Annotated in this window: 17 protein-coding genes; 13 read left to right on the forward strand and 4 right to left on the reverse strand. The window is 71.3% G+C overall.

What is annotated here, in order from left to right; translation table 11 throughout:
- Positions 1-132 precede the first annotated feature (132 nt).
- From BN3788_RS15820 to BN3788_RS15865, 10 genes are all read left to right on the forward strand, one after another.
- Entirely contained in the window at positions 133-1,800 is a 1,668-nt protein-coding gene (locus BN3788_RS15820; protein ID WP_066588183.1) for an ABC transporter substrate-binding protein, read from the forward strand.
- 16 nt (positions 1,801-1,816) lie between these two features.
- A complete protein-coding gene (locus BN3788_RS15825; RefSeq protein ID WP_066588185.1) occupies positions 1,817-2,821 on the forward strand; it encodes an ABC transporter permease in 1,005 nt (334 codons plus the stop codon).
- Positions 2,818-3,750, forward strand: a complete 933-nt coding sequence (locus BN3788_RS15830) for an ABC transporter permease (protein ID WP_066588186.1) — start codon at positions 2,818-2,820, stop codon at positions 3,748-3,750. The genes BN3788_RS15825 and BN3788_RS15830 overlap by 4 nt, the downstream gene beginning before the upstream one ends.
- A gap of 5 nt (positions 3,751-3,755) precedes the next feature.
- Positions 3,756-5,492 carry a dipeptide ABC transporter ATP-binding protein gene (locus BN3788_RS15835; RefSeq protein WP_066588188.1) on the forward strand — a complete coding sequence of 579 codons (1,737 nt, stop codon included), beginning with the start codon at positions 3,756-3,758 and terminating at the stop codon, positions 5,490-5,492.
- A gap of 138 nt (positions 5,493-5,630) precedes the next feature.
- Entirely contained in the window at positions 5,631-6,656 is a 1,026-nt protein-coding gene (locus BN3788_RS15840) for a 6-phosphofructokinase (RefSeq protein ID WP_066588191.1), read from the forward strand.
- 178 nt (positions 6,657-6,834) lie between these two features.
- Entirely contained in the window at positions 6,835-8,322 is a 1,488-nt protein-coding gene (gene rpsA, locus BN3788_RS15845) for a 30S ribosomal protein S1 (RefSeq protein WP_066588192.1), read from the forward strand.
- A 143-nt stretch (positions 8,323-8,465) separates the two neighbouring features.
- Positions 8,466-9,095: a dephospho-CoA kinase gene (gene coaE, locus BN3788_RS15850; RefSeq protein WP_066588197.1), complete on the forward strand. Its 630-nt coding sequence runs from the start codon at positions 8,466-8,468 to the stop codon at positions 9,093-9,095.
- Positions 9,096-9,182: 87 nt separating this feature from the next.
- A complete protein-coding gene (gene uvrB, locus BN3788_RS15855; protein WP_066588203.1) occupies positions 9,183-11,276 on the forward strand; it encodes an excinuclease ABC subunit UvrB in 2,094 nt (697 codons plus the stop codon).
- Positions 11,277-11,468: 192 nt separating this feature from the next.
- Positions 11,469-12,482, forward strand: coding sequence for a TerC family protein (locus tag BN3788_RS15860; protein ID WP_066588205.1), 1,014 nt, complete (start codon positions 11,469-11,471; stop codon positions 12,480-12,482).
- A 50-nt stretch (positions 12,483-12,532) separates the two neighbouring features.
- Positions 12,533-13,270, forward strand: coding sequence for a Type 1 glutamine amidotransferase-like domain-containing protein (locus BN3788_RS15865; protein ID WP_066588207.1), 738 nt, complete (start codon positions 12,533-12,535; stop codon positions 13,268-13,270).
- Between the two features lie 28 nt (positions 13,271-13,298).
- On the opposite strand, the gene BN3788_RS15870 is transcribed toward BN3788_RS15865, so the two are convergent.
- Positions 13,299-13,589 carry a YciI family protein gene (locus tag BN3788_RS15870; protein ID WP_066588210.1) on the reverse strand — a complete coding sequence of 97 codons (291 nt, stop codon included), beginning with the start codon at positions 13,587-13,589 and terminating at the stop codon, positions 13,299-13,301.
- An 89-nt stretch (positions 13,590-13,678) separates the two neighbouring features.
- Here BN3788_RS15870 and BN3788_RS15875 point away from each other — a divergent pair, with 89 nt between their 5' ends.
- Genes BN3788_RS15875 through BN3788_RS15885 form a run of 3 tightly spaced genes read left to right on the forward strand, consistent with a single transcriptional unit; the run spans position 13,679 to position 16,444 of the window.
- On the forward strand, positions 13,679-14,521 hold the full coding sequence (locus BN3788_RS15875; protein WP_066588213.1) for an aldo/keto reductase: 843 nt from the start codon (positions 13,679-13,681) through the stop codon (positions 14,519-14,521).
- 5 nt (positions 14,522-14,526) lie between these two features.
- Positions 14,527-15,684: an acyl-CoA dehydrogenase family protein gene (locus BN3788_RS15880; RefSeq protein WP_066589575.1), complete on the forward strand. Its 1,158-nt coding sequence runs from the start codon at positions 14,527-14,529 to the stop codon at positions 15,682-15,684.
- Between the two features lie 46 nt (positions 15,685-15,730).
- Positions 15,731-16,444 (forward strand): GNAT family N-acetyltransferase, encoded by a 714-nt coding sequence (locus tag BN3788_RS15885; RefSeq protein WP_066588215.1) that lies wholly within the window; start codon positions 15,731-15,733, stop codon positions 16,442-16,444.
- Here the strand turns inward: BN3788_RS15885 and BN3788_RS15890 are convergent.
- From BN3788_RS15890 to BN3788_RS15900, 3 genes are all read right to left on the reverse strand, one after another.
- A complete protein-coding gene (locus BN3788_RS15890) occupies positions 16,428-17,126 on the reverse strand; it encodes a hypothetical protein (RefSeq protein WP_066588218.1) in 699 nt (232 codons plus the stop codon). The two genes, BN3788_RS15885 and BN3788_RS15890, sit on opposite strands and share 17 nt — an antisense overlap.
- A 93-nt stretch (positions 17,127-17,219) precedes the next feature.
- Positions 17,220-17,924, reverse strand: a complete 705-nt coding sequence (locus BN3788_RS15895; protein WP_066588220.1) for an MBL fold metallo-hydrolase — start codon at positions 17,922-17,924, stop codon at positions 17,220-17,222.
- 2 nt (positions 17,925-17,926) lie between these two features.
- Complete coding sequence (locus BN3788_RS15900; RefSeq protein ID WP_066588222.1) at positions 17,927-19,783, reverse strand: glycoside hydrolase family 15 protein; 1,857 nt, start codon at positions 19,781-19,783, stop codon at positions 17,927-17,929.
- Between the last annotated feature and the right edge of the window lie 21 nt (positions 19,784-19,804).

A 19,804-nucleotide genomic window follows, 5' to 3' on the forward strand; every position in this document is an offset into this window, starting at 1 on the left:
GACACGGTAGGTTTCCCCAGATCCGAGGATGTACCCGGACGTAACATCCGCGTGACGTGGCGCGCCTACCGTCGGGGGCTCTTCCCCCGGTGGCGTGATCATGCCACCGGCCCGTCGACGAGGGGTGATCATGTGAAGACCTTCCTGAGGGTCGCCGCATCGGGCGCAGCGCTGGCTCTGGTGCTGACCGCGTGCGCGGCGAGCGACCGTGAGGGCGAGGCGGCGCAGAGCGAGACGGGGGGATCCCGGACCACGTTCGTCTTCGCGGCGTCCTCGGACCCGGCCTCGCTGGACCCCGCGTTCGCGAATGACGGCGAGACCTTCCGGGTCGCCCGGCAGATGTTCGAGGGCCTGGTCGGCACCGTGCCGGGGACTGCCGACCCCGCGCCGCTGCTCGCCGAGTCCTGGGACGTGAGCGAGGACGGCCTGGAGTACACGTTCCAGCTCAAGGAGGGTGTGAAGTTCCACGACGGCACCGACTTCGACGCCGCCGCGGTCTGCTTCAACTTCGAGCGCTGGAACAACTTCACCGGAGTGCTGCAGTCCGAGAGCCTGTCGTACTACTGGCAGAAGGTGAACGGCGGCTTCGCGACGAGCGACGTGCCGGGGCTCAACGGCACCGGCAAGTACGAGAGCTGCGAGGCCTCTGACGCCTCGACGGCTGTGATCCACCTGGCGAGCCCGCTGCCCGAGCTGGTCTCGGCGCTGTCGCTGCCGTCCTTCTCGATCCAGTCGCCCGCGGCGCTCGAGAAGTACGACGCCGACGGCGTCACCGGCGGCGAGGAGGCTCCCGTGCTTCCCGAGTACGCCAAGGCGCACCCGACCGGCACCGGCCCGTACATCTTCGAGAGCTGGAGCCCTGGCGAGCAGGTTGTCCTGGCGGCCAACCCCGACTACTGGGGTGACGCGGGCCAGATCAAGAAGATCGTCTTCACCGTCATCTCGGACGCCACCGCCCGGCGGCAGGCGCTGCAGGCCGGTGACATCGACGGCTACGACCTGGTGGGGCCGGCGGACGTCGAGGCGCTTGACGAGGCCGGCTTCCAGATCGTCAACCGCGACCCGTTCAACGTGCTCTACCTGGCGATGAACCAGGCCAACCCGGAGCTCGCGGACGTCAAGGTGCGGCAGGCCATCGCGCACGCCATCGACAAGGAGGCGCTCGTCGCGCAGACGCTCCCCGAGGGCACCGAGGTCGCCACGAACTTCGTGCCGCCCGCCGTCGACGGGTGGAACAAGGACGTCGCCACGTACGACTACGACCCGGAGAAGGCGAAGGCGCTGCTCGCGGAGGCCGGGAAGTCGAACCTCACCATCGACTTCAACTACCCGACCAACGTCTCGCGGCCCTACATGCCCACGCCCGAGCAGGTCTTCACCGCCATCTCGGCCGATCTGGCCGCGGTGGGCATCACCGTGAACCCGGTGCCCGAGCCGTGGAACCCGGAGTACCTGGACCGCATGCAGGGCACCGCGGACCACGGCATCCACCTGCTGGGGTGGACCGGCGACTACAACGACACCTACAACTTCATCGGCGTGTTCTTCGGCGCGCCGGCGAACGAATGGGGCTTCGACGACCCGGCGCTGTTCAAGGCCATCGGCGACGCGCGCTACCAGGCGGACAAGGCGGCGCAGACCGCGGCGTATGAGGCGGCGAACGCGCAGATCATGGAGCTGCTGCCCGGCATCCCGCTCGCACACCCCGTGCCGTCCCTCGCGTTCAAGGCCGACATCCACGGATACCCGGCCTCGCCCGTGCAGGACGAGGTCTACAACGTGATCACGATCGGCGACTGAGGAGCAGCACCCCGCGATGACCCGACTCGTCCTGCGGCGCACAGCGCTGCTCGTCCCGACCCTGCTCGGGTTGTCCGTCTTGCTGTTCCTGTGGGTGCGCGCTCTCCCAGGAGGTCCTGCCACGGCCCTCCTGGGGGAGCGCGCCACACCCGAGGCCGTGGAACGCCTCAACACGCTGTACGGCTTCGACCGGCCGGTGCTCCAGCAGTACACCGGCTATCTGGGCCAGCTCGTGCAAGGCAACTTCGGGACGTCCACCCGCACTGGGCGCCCGGTGCTGGAGGAGTTCCTCGCCCGGTTCCCGGCGACCATCGAGCTCACGGTCCTCGCGCTCGCGATCGCCGTCGGCGTCGGCATCCCGCTCGGCTACCTCGCCGCCCGGCGGCAGGGCGGCCTGGTGGACAACGGCACGGTGGTGGTCTCCCTGCTCGGGGTCACCATCCCCGTCTTCTTCCTCGCGTTCCTGCTCAAGTGGCTGTTCGCGGTGCAGCTCGGCTGGTTCCCGTCCGCCGGGCGCCAAGACCCGACGATGGTGGCCACCCACCCCACCGGCTTCTACGTGCTCGACGGCCTGCTCACCCGGGAGCTCGACGCGAGCTGGGACGCGTTCGTGCACCTCGTGCTCCCCGCGCTGGCGCTCGGCTCGATCCCGCTCGCGATCATCACCCGGATCACGCGCTCGTCGGTGCTCGAGGTGCAGGGCGCGGACTACGTGCGCACCGCCCGGGCCAAGGGCATGGGGCGCGCGCGGCTGCGCAACCGCGTCATCCTGCGCAACGCGATGCTGCCGGTCTCCACGACCATCGGGCTGCAGGTGGGGCTGCTGCTCTCCGGGGCGGTGCTCACCGAGACGGTGTTCGCCTACCCGGGGATCGGGAGCTTCCTGGCCCAGGCCGTCTTCAACCTCGACTACGCGGTGCTGCAGGGCTTCATCCTCATCATCGCGATCGTCTACGCGGTGGTGAACCTCGCCGTCGACGTCTCCTACGGCCTGATCGACCCGAGGATGAGGACCAGATGAGCGCGACTGAGACGCATGAGCTCCTCGCCCCGCCCAGCGGCCCGCCCGCGGCGCCCGACCATGCCGGGGACTCCGCGTGGCGGGCCGCAGCCCGGCGCCTGCGGCGCAACCCAGGCGCCATCGCCGGCGCGGTCATCGTCCTGGTGTTCCTGGCCGTCGCGACGTTCGCGCCGCTGATCGCCCCGTTCGACGCGGGCGAGCTGCCGGGCCGCGCGCAGGTGCGGCCCACGTTCATCCCCGGCCCATCCGCCGAGCACCTGCTGGGCCTCGACCGCTACGGCGCCGACCTGTTCTCCCAGCTCGTCTGGGGCGCCCGCGCGTCCCTGCTGATCGGCGTCCTCTCCACGCTGGTCGGCTTGCTTGGCGGCGTGCTGCTCGGCGTCGTCGCCGGAGGGCTGGGCGGGTGGGTGGACACCGCGACCATGCGGCTCGTCGACCTGATGCTCTCCGTGCCCAGCCTGCTGCTCGCGGTGTCCATCGCGGCGGTGATCGGCCAGTCCTCCACCGCCGTGATCATCGCGATCGGCGTGGTGCAGGTGCCGATCTTCGCGCGGCTGCTGCGCGGGTCGATGCTCGCCCAGCGGGGGCAGGACTACGTGCTGGCCGCATCGTCGCTGGGCCTGAGCCGGCGGACCGTGACCATGAGCCATGTGCTGCCCAACAGCATCTCCCCGGTGATCGTGCAGGCCACCCTGATGCTCGCGACGGCGGTCATCGAGGCGGCGGCGCTGTCCTTCCTGGGGCTGGGCGGCGGCGCGCCGACCGCCGCCGAGTGGGGTCGGATGCTCACCGCGGCGCAGAACGAGCTCGAGGTGGCGCCGCGCCTGGCGCTGTGGCCCGGCGCCTGCATCGCGGTGACGGCGCTCGGGTTCACGTTGTTCGGCGAGGCGCTGCGCGAGGCGCTGGACCCACGGACGAGGAAGCGGTGAGCGGGATGGTCGTGTCGACGCAGACGGAGCCTCAGCCGCTGCTGAGCGTGCGCGGGCTCGAGGTGGCCTTCACCTCGGACTCCGGGCGGACGGTGGCCGTCACAGGCGTCGACCTCGACGTCCACCCAGGCGAGACCGTGGCGATCGTGGGGGAGTCCGGCTCGGGCAAGTCCACCACCGCGGCGGCCGTCATCGGGCTGCTGGCCTCCAACGGCAAGGTCACGGCGGGCCGCATCAGCTTCGACGGGCAGGACCTCACCGCCGGCGGCCCGGCGGCGGTGGCGCGGCTGCGGGGCGTCGAGATCGGCATGGTCCCGCAGGACCCGATGTCCAACCTCAACCCGCTGGCCCGCGTCGGTGCCCAGATCGTCGAGGCCCTCGAGGCCGGGGGCGTGGCCCGGGGGCGCGCCGCCCGGGCGCGCGCCGTCGAGCTGCTGGAGGAGGCGGGCCTGCCAGACGCGGAGGCCCGGGCCCGCCAGTACCCGCATGAGTTCTCGGGCGGGATGCGCCAGCGCGCGTTGATCGCCATGGGCCTGGCCTGCCGCCCACGACTGCTCATCGCCGACGAGCCGACGTCGGCGCTCGACGTCACCGTGCAGCGCACGATCCTCGACCGGCTCACCGGCCTCACCACCGAGCTCGGCACGTCGGTGCTGCTCATCACGCACGACCTCGGCCTCGCCGCCGAGCGCGCCGACCGGGTGGTGGTGATGTACCGCGGCCGCGTCGTCGAGCAGGGGCCCGCCCGCGAGCTGTTGCGCGACCCGCAGCACGAGTACACCCAGCGGCTGCTGGCCGCCGCGCCGTCGCTCGCCTCGCGCCGGATCGAGATCGCCAAGGCCGCTGGCGACGAGGCGGCGCTCGCGGGCGACCTGCTCGTCGTGGGCGCGCGAGAGTCGTCCGCGACGGAGGGCGACACTGGCGACACGCCCGACTCGATCGTCGAGGTGTCCCACGTCAGCAAGGCCTACCGGCTGCGCGGCGCACGCCTGCTGTCGCGGTCGACCGCGTTCACGGCGGTGGACGATGTCAGCCTCTCGGTGCCCCGCGGGCGCACAGTCGCCGTGGTGGGGGAGTCGGGCTCGGGGAAGTCGACGCTCGCGAAGATGATGCTCGCGCTGGTGGAGCCCACCTCGGGGTCCATCACCTTCGACGGCGAGCTCGTGGCCGGCGCCGACCGGGCGGCCGAGGTCGCGTTCCGCAGGCGCGTGCAGCCGATCTTCCAGGACCCCTACTCGTCGCTGGACCCGCTGTTCACGGTGTACCGCACCATCGAGGAGCCGCTGCGCGCGCACGGCGTCGGCGACGCGCCGGCCCGACGCGCCCGCGTCGAGGAGCTGCTCGACGAGGTGTCCCTGCCCACTGAGGTGCTGCGCAGGTACCCGGCCGAGCTCTCCGGCGGGCAGCGCCAACGCGTCGCGATCGCCCGCGCGCTCGCGCTGCACCCCGACCTCGTGGTGTGCGACGAGGCGGTGTCGGCACTCGACGTGATCGTGCAGGCGCAGATCCTGCGGCTGCTCGCGGACCTGCAGCGCCGCCTGGGGCTGAGCTACCTGTTCATCAGCCACGACCTGGCCGTGGTGCGCCAGATCGCCGACACGGTCTGCGTGATGCAGCACGGCAGGATCGTCGAGCAGGGCCCCGTCGACGCGGTCTTCGACACCCCGCAGACCGAGTACACGCGCACGCTCCTGGCGGCGATCCCCGGGCGGGACCTGGAGCTGGCGGCGGGCGTGGGATGACGTCGCGACGGTCCCGGGCGCGACGCGCGTGGGACCCAAGGCCCGGCGGTCCAGGCCGGAGGTGGATACGCTGACCTGGACGGGGGCGCGAACACCGCGCGGGAACCTTGTCTCCAGGCAACTTGAAGGAGTGCTCGCGTGCGTGTCGGACTGCTCACCGGAGGCGGGGACGTCCCCGGTCTGAACGCGGCCATCCGCGCTGTCGTCAAGCGAGGCGAGGGCGAGCACGGCCACTCCATCGTCGGCTTCCGCAACGGCTGGCGCGGAGTGGTGGACGGCGACGTCATGCCCCTCACCCGCCAGCACATCCGCAACGTGCTGCCCGTCGGCGGGACGCTGCTCGGCACGGCCCGGTACCACCCGAACGCGTCGGACGGCAGCCTCGACGCCGTGATGCAGACCCTCGAGGCCGAGCGCATCGAGGCCCTGATCTGCATCGGCGGCGACGGCACGCTGCACGCCGCGAGCAAGGTCGCCGAGGCGGGCGTCAAGATCGTCGCGATCCCGAAGACGATCGACAACGACGTGTGGGGCACGGACCGGTCGATCGGATTCGACACGGCCGTCACGATCGCCACCGAGGCCATCGACCGGGTGCACACCACGGCGGAGAGCCACAACCGCGTCATGATCGTCGAGGTCATGGGCCGCCACGCCGGCTGGATCGCCGTCACGTCCGCGATCGCCGGCGGGGCCGAGGTCGTGCTCGCCCCCGAGGAGCCCTTCGACATCGACAAGGTGATCCGGTTCCTCAAGCACCGGCACCGTGCCCACGCGAGCTTCTCGATCGTGGTCGTGGCCGAGGGCGCGGTGCCCGCCGAGGGCACCTCGATGTCCTACGAGGCGCCCGTCGGCAAGTTCGGCGAGATCGTCGCCGGCGCCATCGGCGAGCGCGTCAAGGCGGAGATCGAGCAGCGCACCGGGTTCGACACCCGCGTGACGGTGCTGGGCCACGTGCAGCGTGGGGGCATCCCCACGCCCGAGGACCGCATCCTGGGGAGCCGGTTCGGCGTCGCGGCGATCGACGCGGTGACCCGCGGCGACTCGGGCGTGATGACGGCCCTGCGGGGCGAGGAAGTCGTGCTCGTGCCGCTCACCGAGATCGCCGGGAAGGTCAAGCACGTGCCGGCCTCGCTGCTCCAGGTGGCGCAGGCTCTCGCCTGAGTCCCCTCGGGTCTGCGCTGGCTTTGACCCGCCTGCCGCTCAAAGATAAGGTTGACGCGGTGTCGCACGTCTTCCTGCCGCCGGTTCGCCGGCCTCGACGACATGCACCGACAACACCACACATCCGCCGGGATCCTTGCCCGCACTACTTCCTGTCCGCATCGGAGTCCATCACTACATGAGCATTTCCACCGCGAAGCCCGCCACGCCGCAGGTCGCGATCAACGACATCGGCTCGGCCGAGGACTTCCTCGCCGCCATCGACGCCACCATCAAGTACTTCAACGATGGTGACATCGTCTCGGGCACCATCGTCAAGGTTGACCGCGACGAGGTGCTGCTTGACATCGGTTACAAGACCGAGGGCGTCATCCCCTCCCGCGAGCTGTCCATCAAGCACGACGTGGACCCCGGAGAGGTCGTCCAGGTCGGCGACGAGGTCGAGGCCCTGGTCCTCCAGAAGGAGGACAAGGAAGGTCGTCTGATCCTGTCCAAGAAGCGTGCGCAGTACGAGCGCGCGTGGGGCACGATCGAGAAGATCAAGGAGGAGGACGGCGTCGTCACCGGCACCGTCATCGAGGTCGTCAAGGGCGGCCTCATCCTCGACATCGGCCTGCGTGGCTTCCTGCCCGCATCGCTTGTGGAGATGCGTCGCGTCCGCGACCTCCAGCCCTACGTGGGCAAGGAGATCGAGGCCAAGATCATCGAGCTCGACAAGAACCGCAACAACGTCGTCCTGTCGCGCCGTGCCTGGCTCGAGCAGACGCAGTCCGAGGTGCGCTCGACCTTCCTGCAGACCCTGCAGAAGGGCCAGGTCCGCCCCGGTGTCGTCTCCTCGATCGTCAACTTCGGCGCGTTCGTGGACCTCGGCGGCGTCGACGGGCTCGTCCACGTCTCCGAGCTGTCCTGGAAGCACATCGACCACCCCTCCGAGGTTGTCGAGGTCGGCCAGGAGGTCACCGTCGAGGTTCTCGACGTCGACTTCGACCGCGAGCGTGTCTCCCTGTCGCTGAAGGCGACGCAGGAGGACCCGTGGCAGGCCTTTGCCCGGACGCACGCCATCGGGCAGGTCGTTCCCGGCAAGGTCACGAAGCTCGTCCCGTTCGGCGCGTTCGTGCGCGTCGAGGACGGCATCGAGGGCCTGGTCCACATCTCGGAGCTGGCCGTGCGCCACGTCGAGATCCCGGAGCAGGTCGTCCAGGTCGGCGACGACGTCTTCGTCAAGGTCATCGACATCGACCTCGAGCGTCGCCGCATCTCGCTGTCGCTCAAGCAGGCCAACGAGGGCGTCGACCCCAACAGCGACGACTTCGACCCGGCGCTGTACGGCATGGCTGCCGAGTACGACGAGCAGGGCAACTACAAGTACCCCGAGGGCTTCGACCCGGCCACGAACGAGTGGCTCGAGGGCTTCGAGGCTCAGCGCGAGGTGTGGGAGGCGCAGTACGCCAAGGCCCACGAGCGCTGGGAGGCCCACCGCAAGCAGGTCGCCGAGGCCAGCAAGGCCGACGCCGAGGCTGCGAACAACGAGGGCGTGGTGAGCTCCAGCAGCTCGTCCTCCTCCTCCGCGTCGTCCTACTCGTCGGCTCCGGCCGAGGAGGCCACGGGCACCCTCGCGTCCGACGAGGCGCTCGCCGCTCTGCGCGAGAAGCTCACGGGCAACTGACACCCGGCGCCTCGGCGCCGACGTCACGCTCCTCATAGCGGGCCGGTCACCTTCGGGTGGCCGGCCCGCTGTGCTGTGCGAGGGCGGAGCTGTGTGGCGGCGCTGGCTGCGCCGAGCTGGACCGACTCGGGCAGGATGGGGCGATGCAACGCATCGGACTGACTGGCGGGATCGCGGCGGGCAAGTCGGCGGCGGCGACACGGCTCGAGGAGCTGGGCGCCGTAGTCATCGACTACGACGTGCTGGCACGCGAGGCGGTGGCCCCCGGGACCGTCGCGCTCGGCGACATCGTCGAGGCGTTCGGGCCCGAGGTGCTCGACCAGGAGGGCGCACTCGACCGTGCCGCGCTGGGCGCCGTCGTCTTCGCGGACCTCGACGCCCTGACCCGCCTGAACGACATCGTGCACCCCTGCGTCCGGCGGCTCTCCGCGGAGCGGGAGGCGGCCGCCGCGACCGCCGACCCTGGCGCCGTGGTGGTGCATGACATCCCGCTGCTTGTCGAGACGGGCCAGGCCGACGCGTTCCACGTCCTGGTGGTGGTGCACGCCCCGGCTGCGCTGCGGGTGGAGCGGCTCGTCGAGCAGCGTGGGCTGAGCCGCGACGAGGCGCAGGGCCGGGTCGCCGCGCAGGTGGACGATGAGGCCCGGCTGTCAGTCGCCGACGTGGTCCTCGATGGGACGGGGACGGTGGAGGGACTGCGCGCGCAGGTGGACGAGCTGTGGCATCGCCTCGCGGAGGAGCGGGCCGCGGAGCTCGCGGCCGAGACGCCCTGACCTCGCCGAGCCGTCGTCATCCCGGCGCCCGCGGCCGCGGACCGGGCTGCCCCGATCGATGTCAGACAGAGCACGTACGGTGGTGGCATGCGTCCTGTGACTGATCTCGAGCGAACCGTCGCGCCGTTCAAGGTCGTGTCCGACTACTCGCCCTCGGGGGACCAGCCCGCCGCGATCGCGGAGCTGACCCGCCGCATCCAGGCCGGTGAGAAGGACGTGACGCTGCTCGGCGCCACCGGCACCGGCAAGTCGGCCACCACGGCCTGGCTCATCGAGCAGCTGCAGCGGCCCACGCTGGTGATGGCGCCGAACAAGACGCTGGCCGCGCAGCTCGCGACGGAGTTCCGCGAGCTGCTGCCGAACAACGCCGTCGAGTACTTCGTCTCGTACTACGACTACTACCAGCCCGAGGCGTACATCGCGCAGACGGACACCTACATCGAGAAGGACTCGTCGATCAACGACGAGGTCGAGCGGCTCCGGCACTCGGCCACGAGCTCGCTGCTGACCCGGCGCGACGTGGTGGTGGTCGCGTCGGTGTCCTGCATCTATGGCCTGGGCACCCCGCAGGAGTACGTCGACCGGATGGTCCGGCTGGCCGTCGGCGACCAGGTCGACCGCGACCAGATGCTGCGGCGGTTCGTGGCGATGCAGTACACGCGCAACGACATGGCGTTCACCCGCGGCACGTTCCGGGTCCGGGGCGACACCGTCGAGATCATCCCGGTGTACGAGGAGCTGGCCATCCGGATCGAGTTCTTCGGCGACGAGATCGAGTCGATCCAGACGCTGCACCCGCTCACCGGCGACGTCATCCGCGCCGAGGAGTCGATGTACCTGTTCCCGGCCACGCACTACGTCGCAGGCCCCGAGCGCATGGAGCGGGCCATCGGCTCGATCGAGTCCGAGCTGGCCGAGCGCCTGGACCAGTTCGAGCGGCAGAACAAGCTGCTCGAGGCCCAGCGGCTGCGTATGCGCACCACCTACGACATCGAGATGATGCGGCAGATCGGCTCCTGCTCCGGGATCGAGAACTACTCGCGGCACATCGACGGCCGTGAGCAGGGCACCCCGCCGCACACGCTGCTGGACTACTTCCCCGACGACTTCCTGCTCGTCATCGACGAGTCGCACGTGACGGTCCCGCAGATCGGGGCGATGTACGAGGGGGACATGTCGCGTAAGCGGAACCTCGTCGACCATGGGTTCCGGCTGCCGAGCGCGATGGACAACCGGCCGCTGCGCTGGGAGGAGTTCGTCGAGCGGATCGGCCAGACGGTGTACCTGTCGGCGACGCCGGGGGCCTACGAGCTGTCGATGTCGGACGGCACTGTCGAGCAGATCATCCGCCCCACCGGGCTGGTCGACCCGCAGGTGGTGCTCAAGCCGACCACTGGGCAGATCGACGACCTGCTCGACGAGATCCGCACGCGCGCGGAGAAGAACGAGCGGGTGCTGGTCACCACGCTCACCAAGAAGATGTCCGAGGACCTCACCGACTACCTCCTGGAGAAGGGGGTGCGGGTGCGGTACCTGCACTCCGAGGTCGACACGCTGCGCCGTGTCGAGCTGCTCCGAGAGCTGCGGCTGGGGGAGTTCGACGTCCTGGTGGGCATCAACCTGCTGCGTGAGGGGCTCGACCTGCCCGAGGTGTCGCTCGTGGCGATCTTGGACGCCGACAAGGAGGGCTTCCTCCGCTCGGCGACCTCGCTCATCCAGACGATCGGGCGCGCCGCCCGCAACGTCTCGGGCGAGGTGCACATGTACGCCGACAAGATCACGCCGGCGATGGCGATGGCCATCGACGAGACGAACCGCCGCCGCGAGAAGCAGGTCGCCTACAACCTGGAGCACGGCATCGACCCCACGCCGCTGCGCAAGAAGATCGGCGACATCACCGACATGCTCGCGCGCGAGGACGTCGACACGAAGGAGCTGCTCGAGGGCGGCTACCGCAAGGCCCCGCAGCGAGGGCGGGCCCCTGTGCCGGTCGGCGCCGGCGGCTCGCGCGCGCACCTCGCGGGGGCGGCCGCGGGCGAGCTCGCCGAGCTCATCCAGGAGCTCAGCGACCAGATGCACGCCGCCGCCGCCGAGCTGCAGTTCGAGTTGGCGGCCCGCCTGCGTGACGAGATCTCCGGCCTCAAGAAGGAGCTGCGGCAGATGCAGGCGGCGACCGCCTGAGGTGACCGCCTGCGGGCGGCCGCGATGCGGTCAGTCCGCTGTGCTTTATGCTGGGGCACTTGGTGGAGGGGAGTATCCCGACACGGCTTCCTCGTCATCACGGCCTGCTCCGCAGCGGCCCGGGGAGCCGGCTGGCCTCAGCGGCTGGTGGGAGAGACCTCCGGTACCCGAACTCGTACCGGAGGTACGCCTGTGTCTGTCCCGCTGTGGGTCTGGGGTGCGACTGTCGCCCTCGTCATCGCGATGGTCCTCTTCGACTTCTTCTCCCACGTGCGCACACCGCATGAGCCCACGTTCAAGGAGTCCGTGCGCTGGTCGGTGTTCTACATCGCGCTGGCCATCGTCTTCGGCATCGGCCTCGCCCTGGTCTGGGGCGGCGGGCACGGCACCGAGTACTTCGCGGGGTACATCACCGAGAAAAGCCTCTCGGTCGACAACCTCTTCGTCTTCCTCATCATCATGACGAAGTTCAAGGTCCCCCGGATGTACCAGCAGAAGGTCCTGCTGGTCGGCGTGGTGATTGCCCTCGTGCTGCGCACCGTGTTCATCCTCGCGGGCGCGGCGGCCATCGAGCGCTACTCGTGGGTCTTCTACATCTTCGGCGCGTTCCTCATCTACACGGCCCTCAAGCTCGCCTTCGAGAAGCACGACGACGAGGACCCCGAGGCCGCGGCCGCGGAGCGCAAGGACGGCTTCGCCGTGCGCATGATGAAGAAGGTCGTCCCCACGACCGACGTCTACCACGGCGACCGCCTCACCACCGTCATCGACGGCAAGCGGTTCATGACCCCGATGCTGGTGGTCATGGTGGCGATCGGCAGCACCGACGTGCTGTTCGCCCTGGACTCGATCCCCGCCATCTACGGCCTCACCAAGGAGCCGTTCATCGTCTTCACGACGAACGCCTTCGCGCTGCTGGGGCTGCGCCAGCTCTACTTCCTGCTCGGCGGACTGCTCGAGCGCCTCGTCTACCTGGCTCAGGGCCTGTCGGTCATCCTCGGCTTCATCGGGGTCAAGCTCGTGCTCGAGGCGCTGCACACCAACGAGCTCTCGTTCATCAATGGTGGCGAGCACGTCGCCTGGGCGCCCGAGATCCCCATCTGGCTCTCGCTCACCGTGATCATCGGCACGTTGGCCGTGGCGACCGTCGCGAGCCTGGCCAAGACCCGCAAGGACGCCCGCATCGCCGCCCAGCCCGGCGAGTGACGTCAGCCTGACCAGCCGGGGGCTGGCCGGGAGCCGTTAGGGTCGGTCGCATGTCAGACCGCATCCCCACGATCCTGGCCACCTCCGGCGGCCTCGTCCCCGGCCGGCGCACCCGGCTCGAGCTCGGCCCGCTGATGCGCCATGCGGTGGACCTCTCGGGCGCCACCGGCCGCCCGCGGGTGTGCCACCTGGGCACGGCCGGAGGCGACCAGCGGTGGTTCAACGCGGAGCTCGGCGACGCCGCCCGCGTGGCGGGCGTCGAGTTGACGCACCTCAACCTGTTCTCGATGCCGAACGTCGACGACATGGAGGCGCACCTCCTCGCCCAGGACGCGGTGTGGGTGGGCGGCGGATCGGTCGCCAACCTGCTGGCCGTGTGGCGGGTGCACGGCCTGGACGCGATCTTCCGCCGTGTGTGGGAGGCCGGCGTGGTGCTCGCCGGGGTCAGCGCGGGATCGATCTGCTGGCACGTCGGCGGCACGACCGACTCGTTCGGGCCGGAGTTGCGCGCCGTCACGGACGGCCTCGCGCTGCTGCCCTACGGCAACGGGGTGCACTACGACTCGGAGGCCGGGCGGCGGCCGCTGGTCCACCGGCTCGTCGCCGACGGCGTCCTGCCGCGCACGCACTGCACCGACGACGGCGTGGGCCTCGTCTACCGCGGCACGGAGCTCGTCGAGGCGGTCACCGAGCGACGCGGCGCGGCCGCCTACGTGGTGCGGCAGGACGGCGCGGGGGCAGTCGTCGAGGAGCGGATCGAGCCGCGCCTCCTGCCCGGCGCACGCTGAGCGTCGTCAGGTCGTGCGCTGAGCGTCGTCAGGCCCCTGCTGCCCAGGGCCCCAGCACCACGTTCCACGTCCGGACGCCGACGGAGCTGATGACCCCCGCCTCGGCGAACGGGTCGGCCGCGAGCAGCGCGTCGAGCTGGGCACGGTCCTCCGTCCGGAACACCAGGAGCGCTCCGGGCTCGCCGTCGGTGTACGGGCCGGAGCCGAGCAGCAGGCCCTGATCGGCGAGGCCGCCGAGGTAGGCGCGGTGGGCGGGGCGCACCTCGTCCTGCAGGTCGCGGCGGTCGTCGTAGACGTACTGGACGGCGTGGGTCAGCATGGGCTCATCCTGCCCCACAGCCGCTGGCCGGCGTGGGAGCGGCATGGCGGGGTCGCGAGGGGCTGCTGTGCGGATGAGAGCATGAGTGGATGACTTCAGCACCAGCCCTTGTCCCAAACGTGGCACTCCTCGATGGGACGTCCATCCCGCAGCTGGGCTTCGGTGTCTTCAAGGTGGACGACGACGCGGCGGAGGCGGCCGTCGCCCACGCCCTCGCCGCCGGTTACCGGCTCATCGACACCGCCAAGCTGTACGGCAACGAGGCGGGTGTCGGCCGCGCGGTGCGCGCCAGCGACATCCCGCGCGACGACGTGTACGTCACCACGAAGGTCTGGAACACGGACCAGGGCCGTGAGAAGACGCTGCGCGCCTTCGACGCGTCGGTGAAGCGGCTCGACGTCGGGATCCCGGACCTGTTCCTCATCCACTGGCCGATCCCGGCGCAGGACCTGTACTCCGAGACGTGGCGCACGCTCGTCGAGCTGCGGGACGCCGGGCGGGTGCGCTCGGTGGGGGTCTCCAACTTCCAGCCCGCGCACCTCGCGCGGGTCATCGAGGACTCGGGTGTCGTTCCCGTGATCAACCAGGTCGAGCTGCACCCGTACCTGCAGCAGCGCGCGCTGCGCGAGGTCCACGCGGAGCTGGGGATCGCCACCGAGGCGTGGTCCCCGCTCGGGCGGGACACCGGCCTGCTGGACGACCCGGTGCTGCTGGCCATCGCCGCACGGCACGGTGTCAGCCCCGCGCAGGTCGTGCTGCGCTGGCACCTGGACCTCGGCAACATCGTGATCCCCAAGTCGGTGACGCCCACGCGGATCGCCGCGAACCTGGACGTGTTCGGCTTCGCGCTCACCGCGGAGGACCACGCCGAGATCGCCGGGCTGGACCGTGGCGCCCGGATCGGCCCCGACCCCGACCTGATGGGAGCGTGAGCGGCATGGCCTCCACGCCTGTGCTGACCGAGGAGCTGCTCGCGCGGATCGCCGAGCGCGCGCCGTTGCATGACAAGGCGAACACCTTCCCGCACGACGATCTGAGCGACCTGGTCGCGGCCGGGTACCTTCGCGCGTTCGTGCCGGAGCGCCTCGGCGGCCTGGGGCTGACGCTCGAGCAGGTCGCCCGGGAGCAGGTGCGCCTGGGCGCCGCGGCGCCTGCCACCGCGCTGGCGGTGAACATGCACCTCGTGGTGACGGGCATCGCGGCGGCGCTCGCCGCGCGCGGTGACGACTCCCTCGCGTTCGTCTTGGAGGACGCCGCACGAGGCGAGGTGTTCGCGTTCGGGAACTCCGAGGGCGGCAACGACCTGGTCATGTTCGGGTCGCGCACCCGCGCGGAGCCGCAGCCCGACGGCGGCTACCGGTTCTACGGCACGAAGATCTTCACGTCGCTCTCGCCGGTGTGGACGCGGCTGGCGACTTTCGGACGCGACGACTCGAACCCGGACGACCCCCGTCTGGTGCATGCCGTGGTCACGCGCGAGGGCGGGGGCATCGAGGTCCGCGACGACTGGGACACCCTGGGGATGCGCGCGAGCCAGAGCTGCACCACGGTGCTGGACGGCGCGTACGCCCGCCCCGAGTGGGTCCACCGGTCGCTGCCGCCGGGCCCGAGCGCGGACCCGTTCATCTTCGCGCTGTTCGCGACGTTCGAGATCCTGCTGGCGGCGGTCTACACCGGCATCGGGCAGCGTGCGGTGGAGCTCGCGGTGGCGGCTGCGCACCGGCGCACGTCGATGAAGAACGACGGCCGCACGTACGCGCAGGATCCGGACATCCGCTGGAAGATCGCCACCGCGGCGATCGCCCAGGACGGGATGCTGCCGCAGATCACCTCCCTCGCCCGGGACGTCGACGAGCAGGTCGACCACGGCAGCCAGTGGTTCCCGCGCCTGGTGGGGCTCAAGGTCCGGGCGACTGAGAACGCGCGCGTCGTGGTGGACCAGGCGCTGCGCGTCTCCGGCGGCGGCTCGTACTTCGCCGGCAACGAGTTGGGGCGGCTGTACCGCGACGTGCTCGCGGGGATCTTCCACCCCTCGGATGACGAGTCGGCGCATGCGACGGTCGCGAACGCGCTGCTGGGGCCCATCGAGCGCTGACGGATTTCGCTCGCCACCCTGCCGGTGCTGCTGGCAGGGTGGCGCGATGACGACGACGACCGACGTGGCGGTGTGGCCCCTCGCCGGGCTGCGGGTGGCGCAGGGCGGCCTCGAGTTGAGGTACCTCTCCGACGACCTGCTGCACCGGCTCGCCGCCGTCGCCGCGGGCGGTGTGCATGAGCCCGACGCGATGCCGTTCTCGAAGCCGTGGAGCCGGGGCACGCCCGAGGAGGTGGCCCGCAGGGTCCTCGTGTACCAGTGGGGCCTGCGGGCTGCCGTCACCCCGGAGAAGTGGGCGATCGAGCTCGCCGTGGTCCTCGACGGGCAGGTCGTCGGAGTGCAAGGGCTGTACACCCAGGACTTCGCCGTGACCCGCGAGGTCACCACCGGCTCATGGCTCGGGCTGCCGTACCAGGGCCGGGGGACGGGCACCCGGATGCGCGCGTTGATCCTGCACCTCGCCTTCGAGGGCTTCGGCGCCCGTGTGGCCAGGACGGACGCGTTCGCGGACAACCCCGCGTCCAACCGGGTCACCCGCAAGCTCGGGTATGCGCCAGATGGCACCGAGGCCTTCGCGCGCGACGGGCGGGCGGCGGTGTCGAACCGCTACCGGCTGGACCGGGAGGACTGGGAGCGGCGAGGGGGCAGGTTGGACCGCGTCGAGCTGCACGGCGTCGCCGACGCGCGCCGGTTCCTCGCTGTCGACGCTCCGGCGGATGACGGCGCGCCGTCGGCCGACGCGGCTACCCCAGGATGTTGACGGCCCGCGCGACGACCAACGCGACAGTCACCAGCGAGATCGCCGACTGCAGCAGCATGATCAGCTTCGCCCAACGCGTCAGCGGCAGCGTGTCCGCGGGGCCCCACGTCGCGGCGTTCGTGGACGACAGGTACAGGTAGTCCGCGAACCTCGGCTCCCAGTGCGGGTTGGCGATGTGCGGCGTGGCCATCTGCGGGAAGAGGAAGTCAGGGAACTGCCGGTCCCCGGACGCGCGCATGGCGGGGCCGCCGCGGTCCAGCTCCCAGTACCAGAGCGCGAACACCAGGATGTTGGTCAGGAACACCGACGCGCCCGCCCACAGCAGCCCGCCGCCGGTCTGCCCGAGGCCGCCGGTCACGAGCAGGTCGACCAGTTGCGCGGCGGCGACGCCGTTCCCCAGGCTGACCAGTGCGATCAGGATGAGGCCCGCGATCCGCAGCGGCCCCGACGCCCGGACGATGTGCCGGGGGTTCAGCACGAGCAGCACCATGAGCAGCAGGGCCTCGACGGCTGGCAGCAGGTAGCGCGGCTGGGGCGTCAGGTCGTCCGGGAGCGACACCTGGAGCGCGATGGCGACGCCGATCGCGACCAGCACCGGCCAGCGGACCTCGCCCCGGGTCCGGCGCCGCCATGCGGGCACGACGGGCTGCGGGGGTGGCGGGTCCGGCGGCGTGGCGCCCATGCTCGCCCCTCCCTCGCGGCCGCATGGCGATGACGACACGCCCACGATGCCAGCGTGGCGCGCCGCCCGCCTGGGCGGTCGGGTGCGGTCGGGTCACCAGCGGCGCGCGCGCCACTCCTCGAGGTGCGGACGCTCGGCGCCGAGCGTCGTGTCGCGTCCGTGCCCCGGGTAGACCCAGGTCTCGTCGGGCAGGGTGTCGAACACGCGCCGTTGGAGGTCGTCCATCAGGCTGTCGAAGTCGTCGCCGTCCGAGGTGCGCCCCGGTCCTCCGGGGAACAGCGAGTCGCCGGTGAACAGGTGGGTGCGCCCCGGCACGGCGTCTGCGGCCTCGGCTCCGGCCGGCTCCCGGTAGGCGAGGGCGATCGACCCCGGGGTGTGGCCGCGCAGCGCGATCACGTCGAGCACGAGGTCGCCCAGCGGCACGGTGGCGCCGTGATGTAGGCGGCCCTCCACGTGGACATCCGCCGCCTCGGCGATCGCATGCGCGTCGTCGGCCCCGGCGAGCGCGCGGGCGCCGGTGACGGCGATGATCGAGGTGAGCGCACCGAGGTGGTCGCCGTGCCGATGCGTGGTCACGACCCCGTCGAGCCGCGCCTGGGGCGACCCCTCCCGGATGAGCTCGAGCAGGCGGTCGGCGTCCGCCGCCGCGTCCACGAGGAGCTGGGCGCCCGTGCGGCGACAGGTGAGCAGGTAGGCGTTGTTGTCCATCGGCCCCACCGAGGCCTTGCGGATCGTCAGGGCGTCGAGCTCGCGGACGTCGGCCGGGCCGCCGGGGGAGGCCTCTCCGGTGTAGGCCATGGTCATTCCTCCAGCAAGGGTCGGTCGGCGCGCGGGGCCGCGGGGGACGGCCGTCGCGCGGCGCGGCGGGCGAGGGCCCGGTCGTGGCTGTGGACGGCCTGCACCAGTGCGAGGTGCGAGAGCGCCTGGGGGAAGTTGCCGACCATCCGCCCGCCCACCGGGTCGTACTGCTCCGCGAAGAGTCCCACATCGTTGCCGAGCCCGATGAGGCGGTCTAGGAGCTCGCCGGCCTCGTCGACCTCGTCGCCGCGCGCCAGGGCGTCCACGAGCCAGAACGAGCACGCGAGGAACGGGTGCTCGTCGCCGCGCATGCCGTCGTCCGTGGCGTCGGCGCGGTACCGCAGCACGAGGCCGGGGGCGACCTCCAGCTCCTCGCGGATCGCGGCGACAGTGCCCCGCATCCGGGGGTCGTCCGGTGGCAGGAACCCCACCTGCAGCATCTGCAGCAGCGCGGCGTCGGTGTGCGCCGAGCCGTAATGCTGCGTGAACGTGTTGCGTCGGGCGTCGAAGCCGTGCGTCAGCACGTCCAGGCGGATCGCGGCGCGCTCCGCCCGCCACCGCTCCAGAGGGCCGGGCAGCCGATGCTGCTCGACGGCACGGACAGCGCGGTCGAGCGCGGCCCACGCCATCACCTTCGAGTGCGTGAAGTGCTGCGGCTGCCCGCGCACCTCCCAGATGCCGTGGTCCGGCTCCCGCCAATGCCCGATGAGCTCGGCGACGAGGTGCTGCTGCATCGACCAGGAGTCGGTCGACTCGTGCAGGCCTGCCGCGCGGGCCGACTCGAGCGCGACCATGACACCGCCGAGCACGTCGTTCTGCACCTGCCCGACGGCGGCGTTCCCGATGCGCACCGGCCGGGAGGCCGCATACCCGGCCAGGTGCTCCAGGATCGTCTCGGGCAGGTCCCGTCGCCCGTCCGAGCCGTACATGATCTGCAGGTCGGCGGGGTCTCCGGCCACCGCGCGCAGCAGCCAGTCCCGCCAGGCGGTGGCCTCGGCGTGGTACCCGTAGCCGAGCAGCGCGTCGAGGGTCATCGCGGCGTCGCGCAGCCAGCAGTACCTGTAGTCCCAGTTCCGCTCCCCGCCGAAGGCCTCCGGCAGCGAGGTGGTGGGCGCCGCGACGATCCCGCCGGTCTCCTCGTCGGTGAGCATCCGCAGGATGAGCAGCGACCGGACGACGGCGGCCCGGTGCGTGCCCTGGTACTCGCAGAGCCGTGCCCATCGCACCCAGCGCTGCCGGGTCTCGGCAAGCCGGTCGATGACCGACAACCGGCGTGGCGCGCGTCGCCAGGAGTTGGTCCAGGTCGCGGCAAGCTCCACGACCTCGCCCTCGGCGAGGTCGAACGCGTCGACGTGCGCCCGCCCGGCGCCATGCGGCAGGCGAGTGCCGCGCAGCATCAGCGAGTCAGGGCCGGCGATCGCCCGGATGGTGTCGTGGCCCTCGCGGTCCTCGACGTGGTGCACCCACGGCAGGATGGTGCCGTAGCCGAACCGCACGACCCACTCATGCCGCACCGACACTGTCCCCGACAGGCACTCGATGCGGCGCACGAGGTCGGCGCGCTCGTCGCCCAGCGGCATCGCCTCGGTGACCAGCGCGGTGCCCGTCGGGGAGGTGTAGGTGGTCTGCAGCACGAACGACTCGCCGAGGTAGGCCCGCCGCACGTCGGTGGCGTCAGGCACGGTGAGCAGCCACCGCCCCTGGGACGGGCCGCCCAACAGCGCGGCGAAGCAGGCGGGGGAGTCGAAGCGGGGGAAGCAGAGCCAGTCGACCGAGCCGCCCCGGGAGACGAGGGCCGCCGTGCGGCCATCCCCGAGCACGGCGTACTCGCCGATCGGCACCGTCCGCGATCGCGCCATGGCTCCATCATCGTCCGCCGG

This window comes from Cellulomonas timonensis, assembly GCF_900046455.1.
GTDB classification, from domain to species: Bacteria; Actinomycetota; Actinomycetes; order Actinomycetales; family Cellulomonadaceae; genus Cellulomonas_A; species Cellulomonas_A timonensis.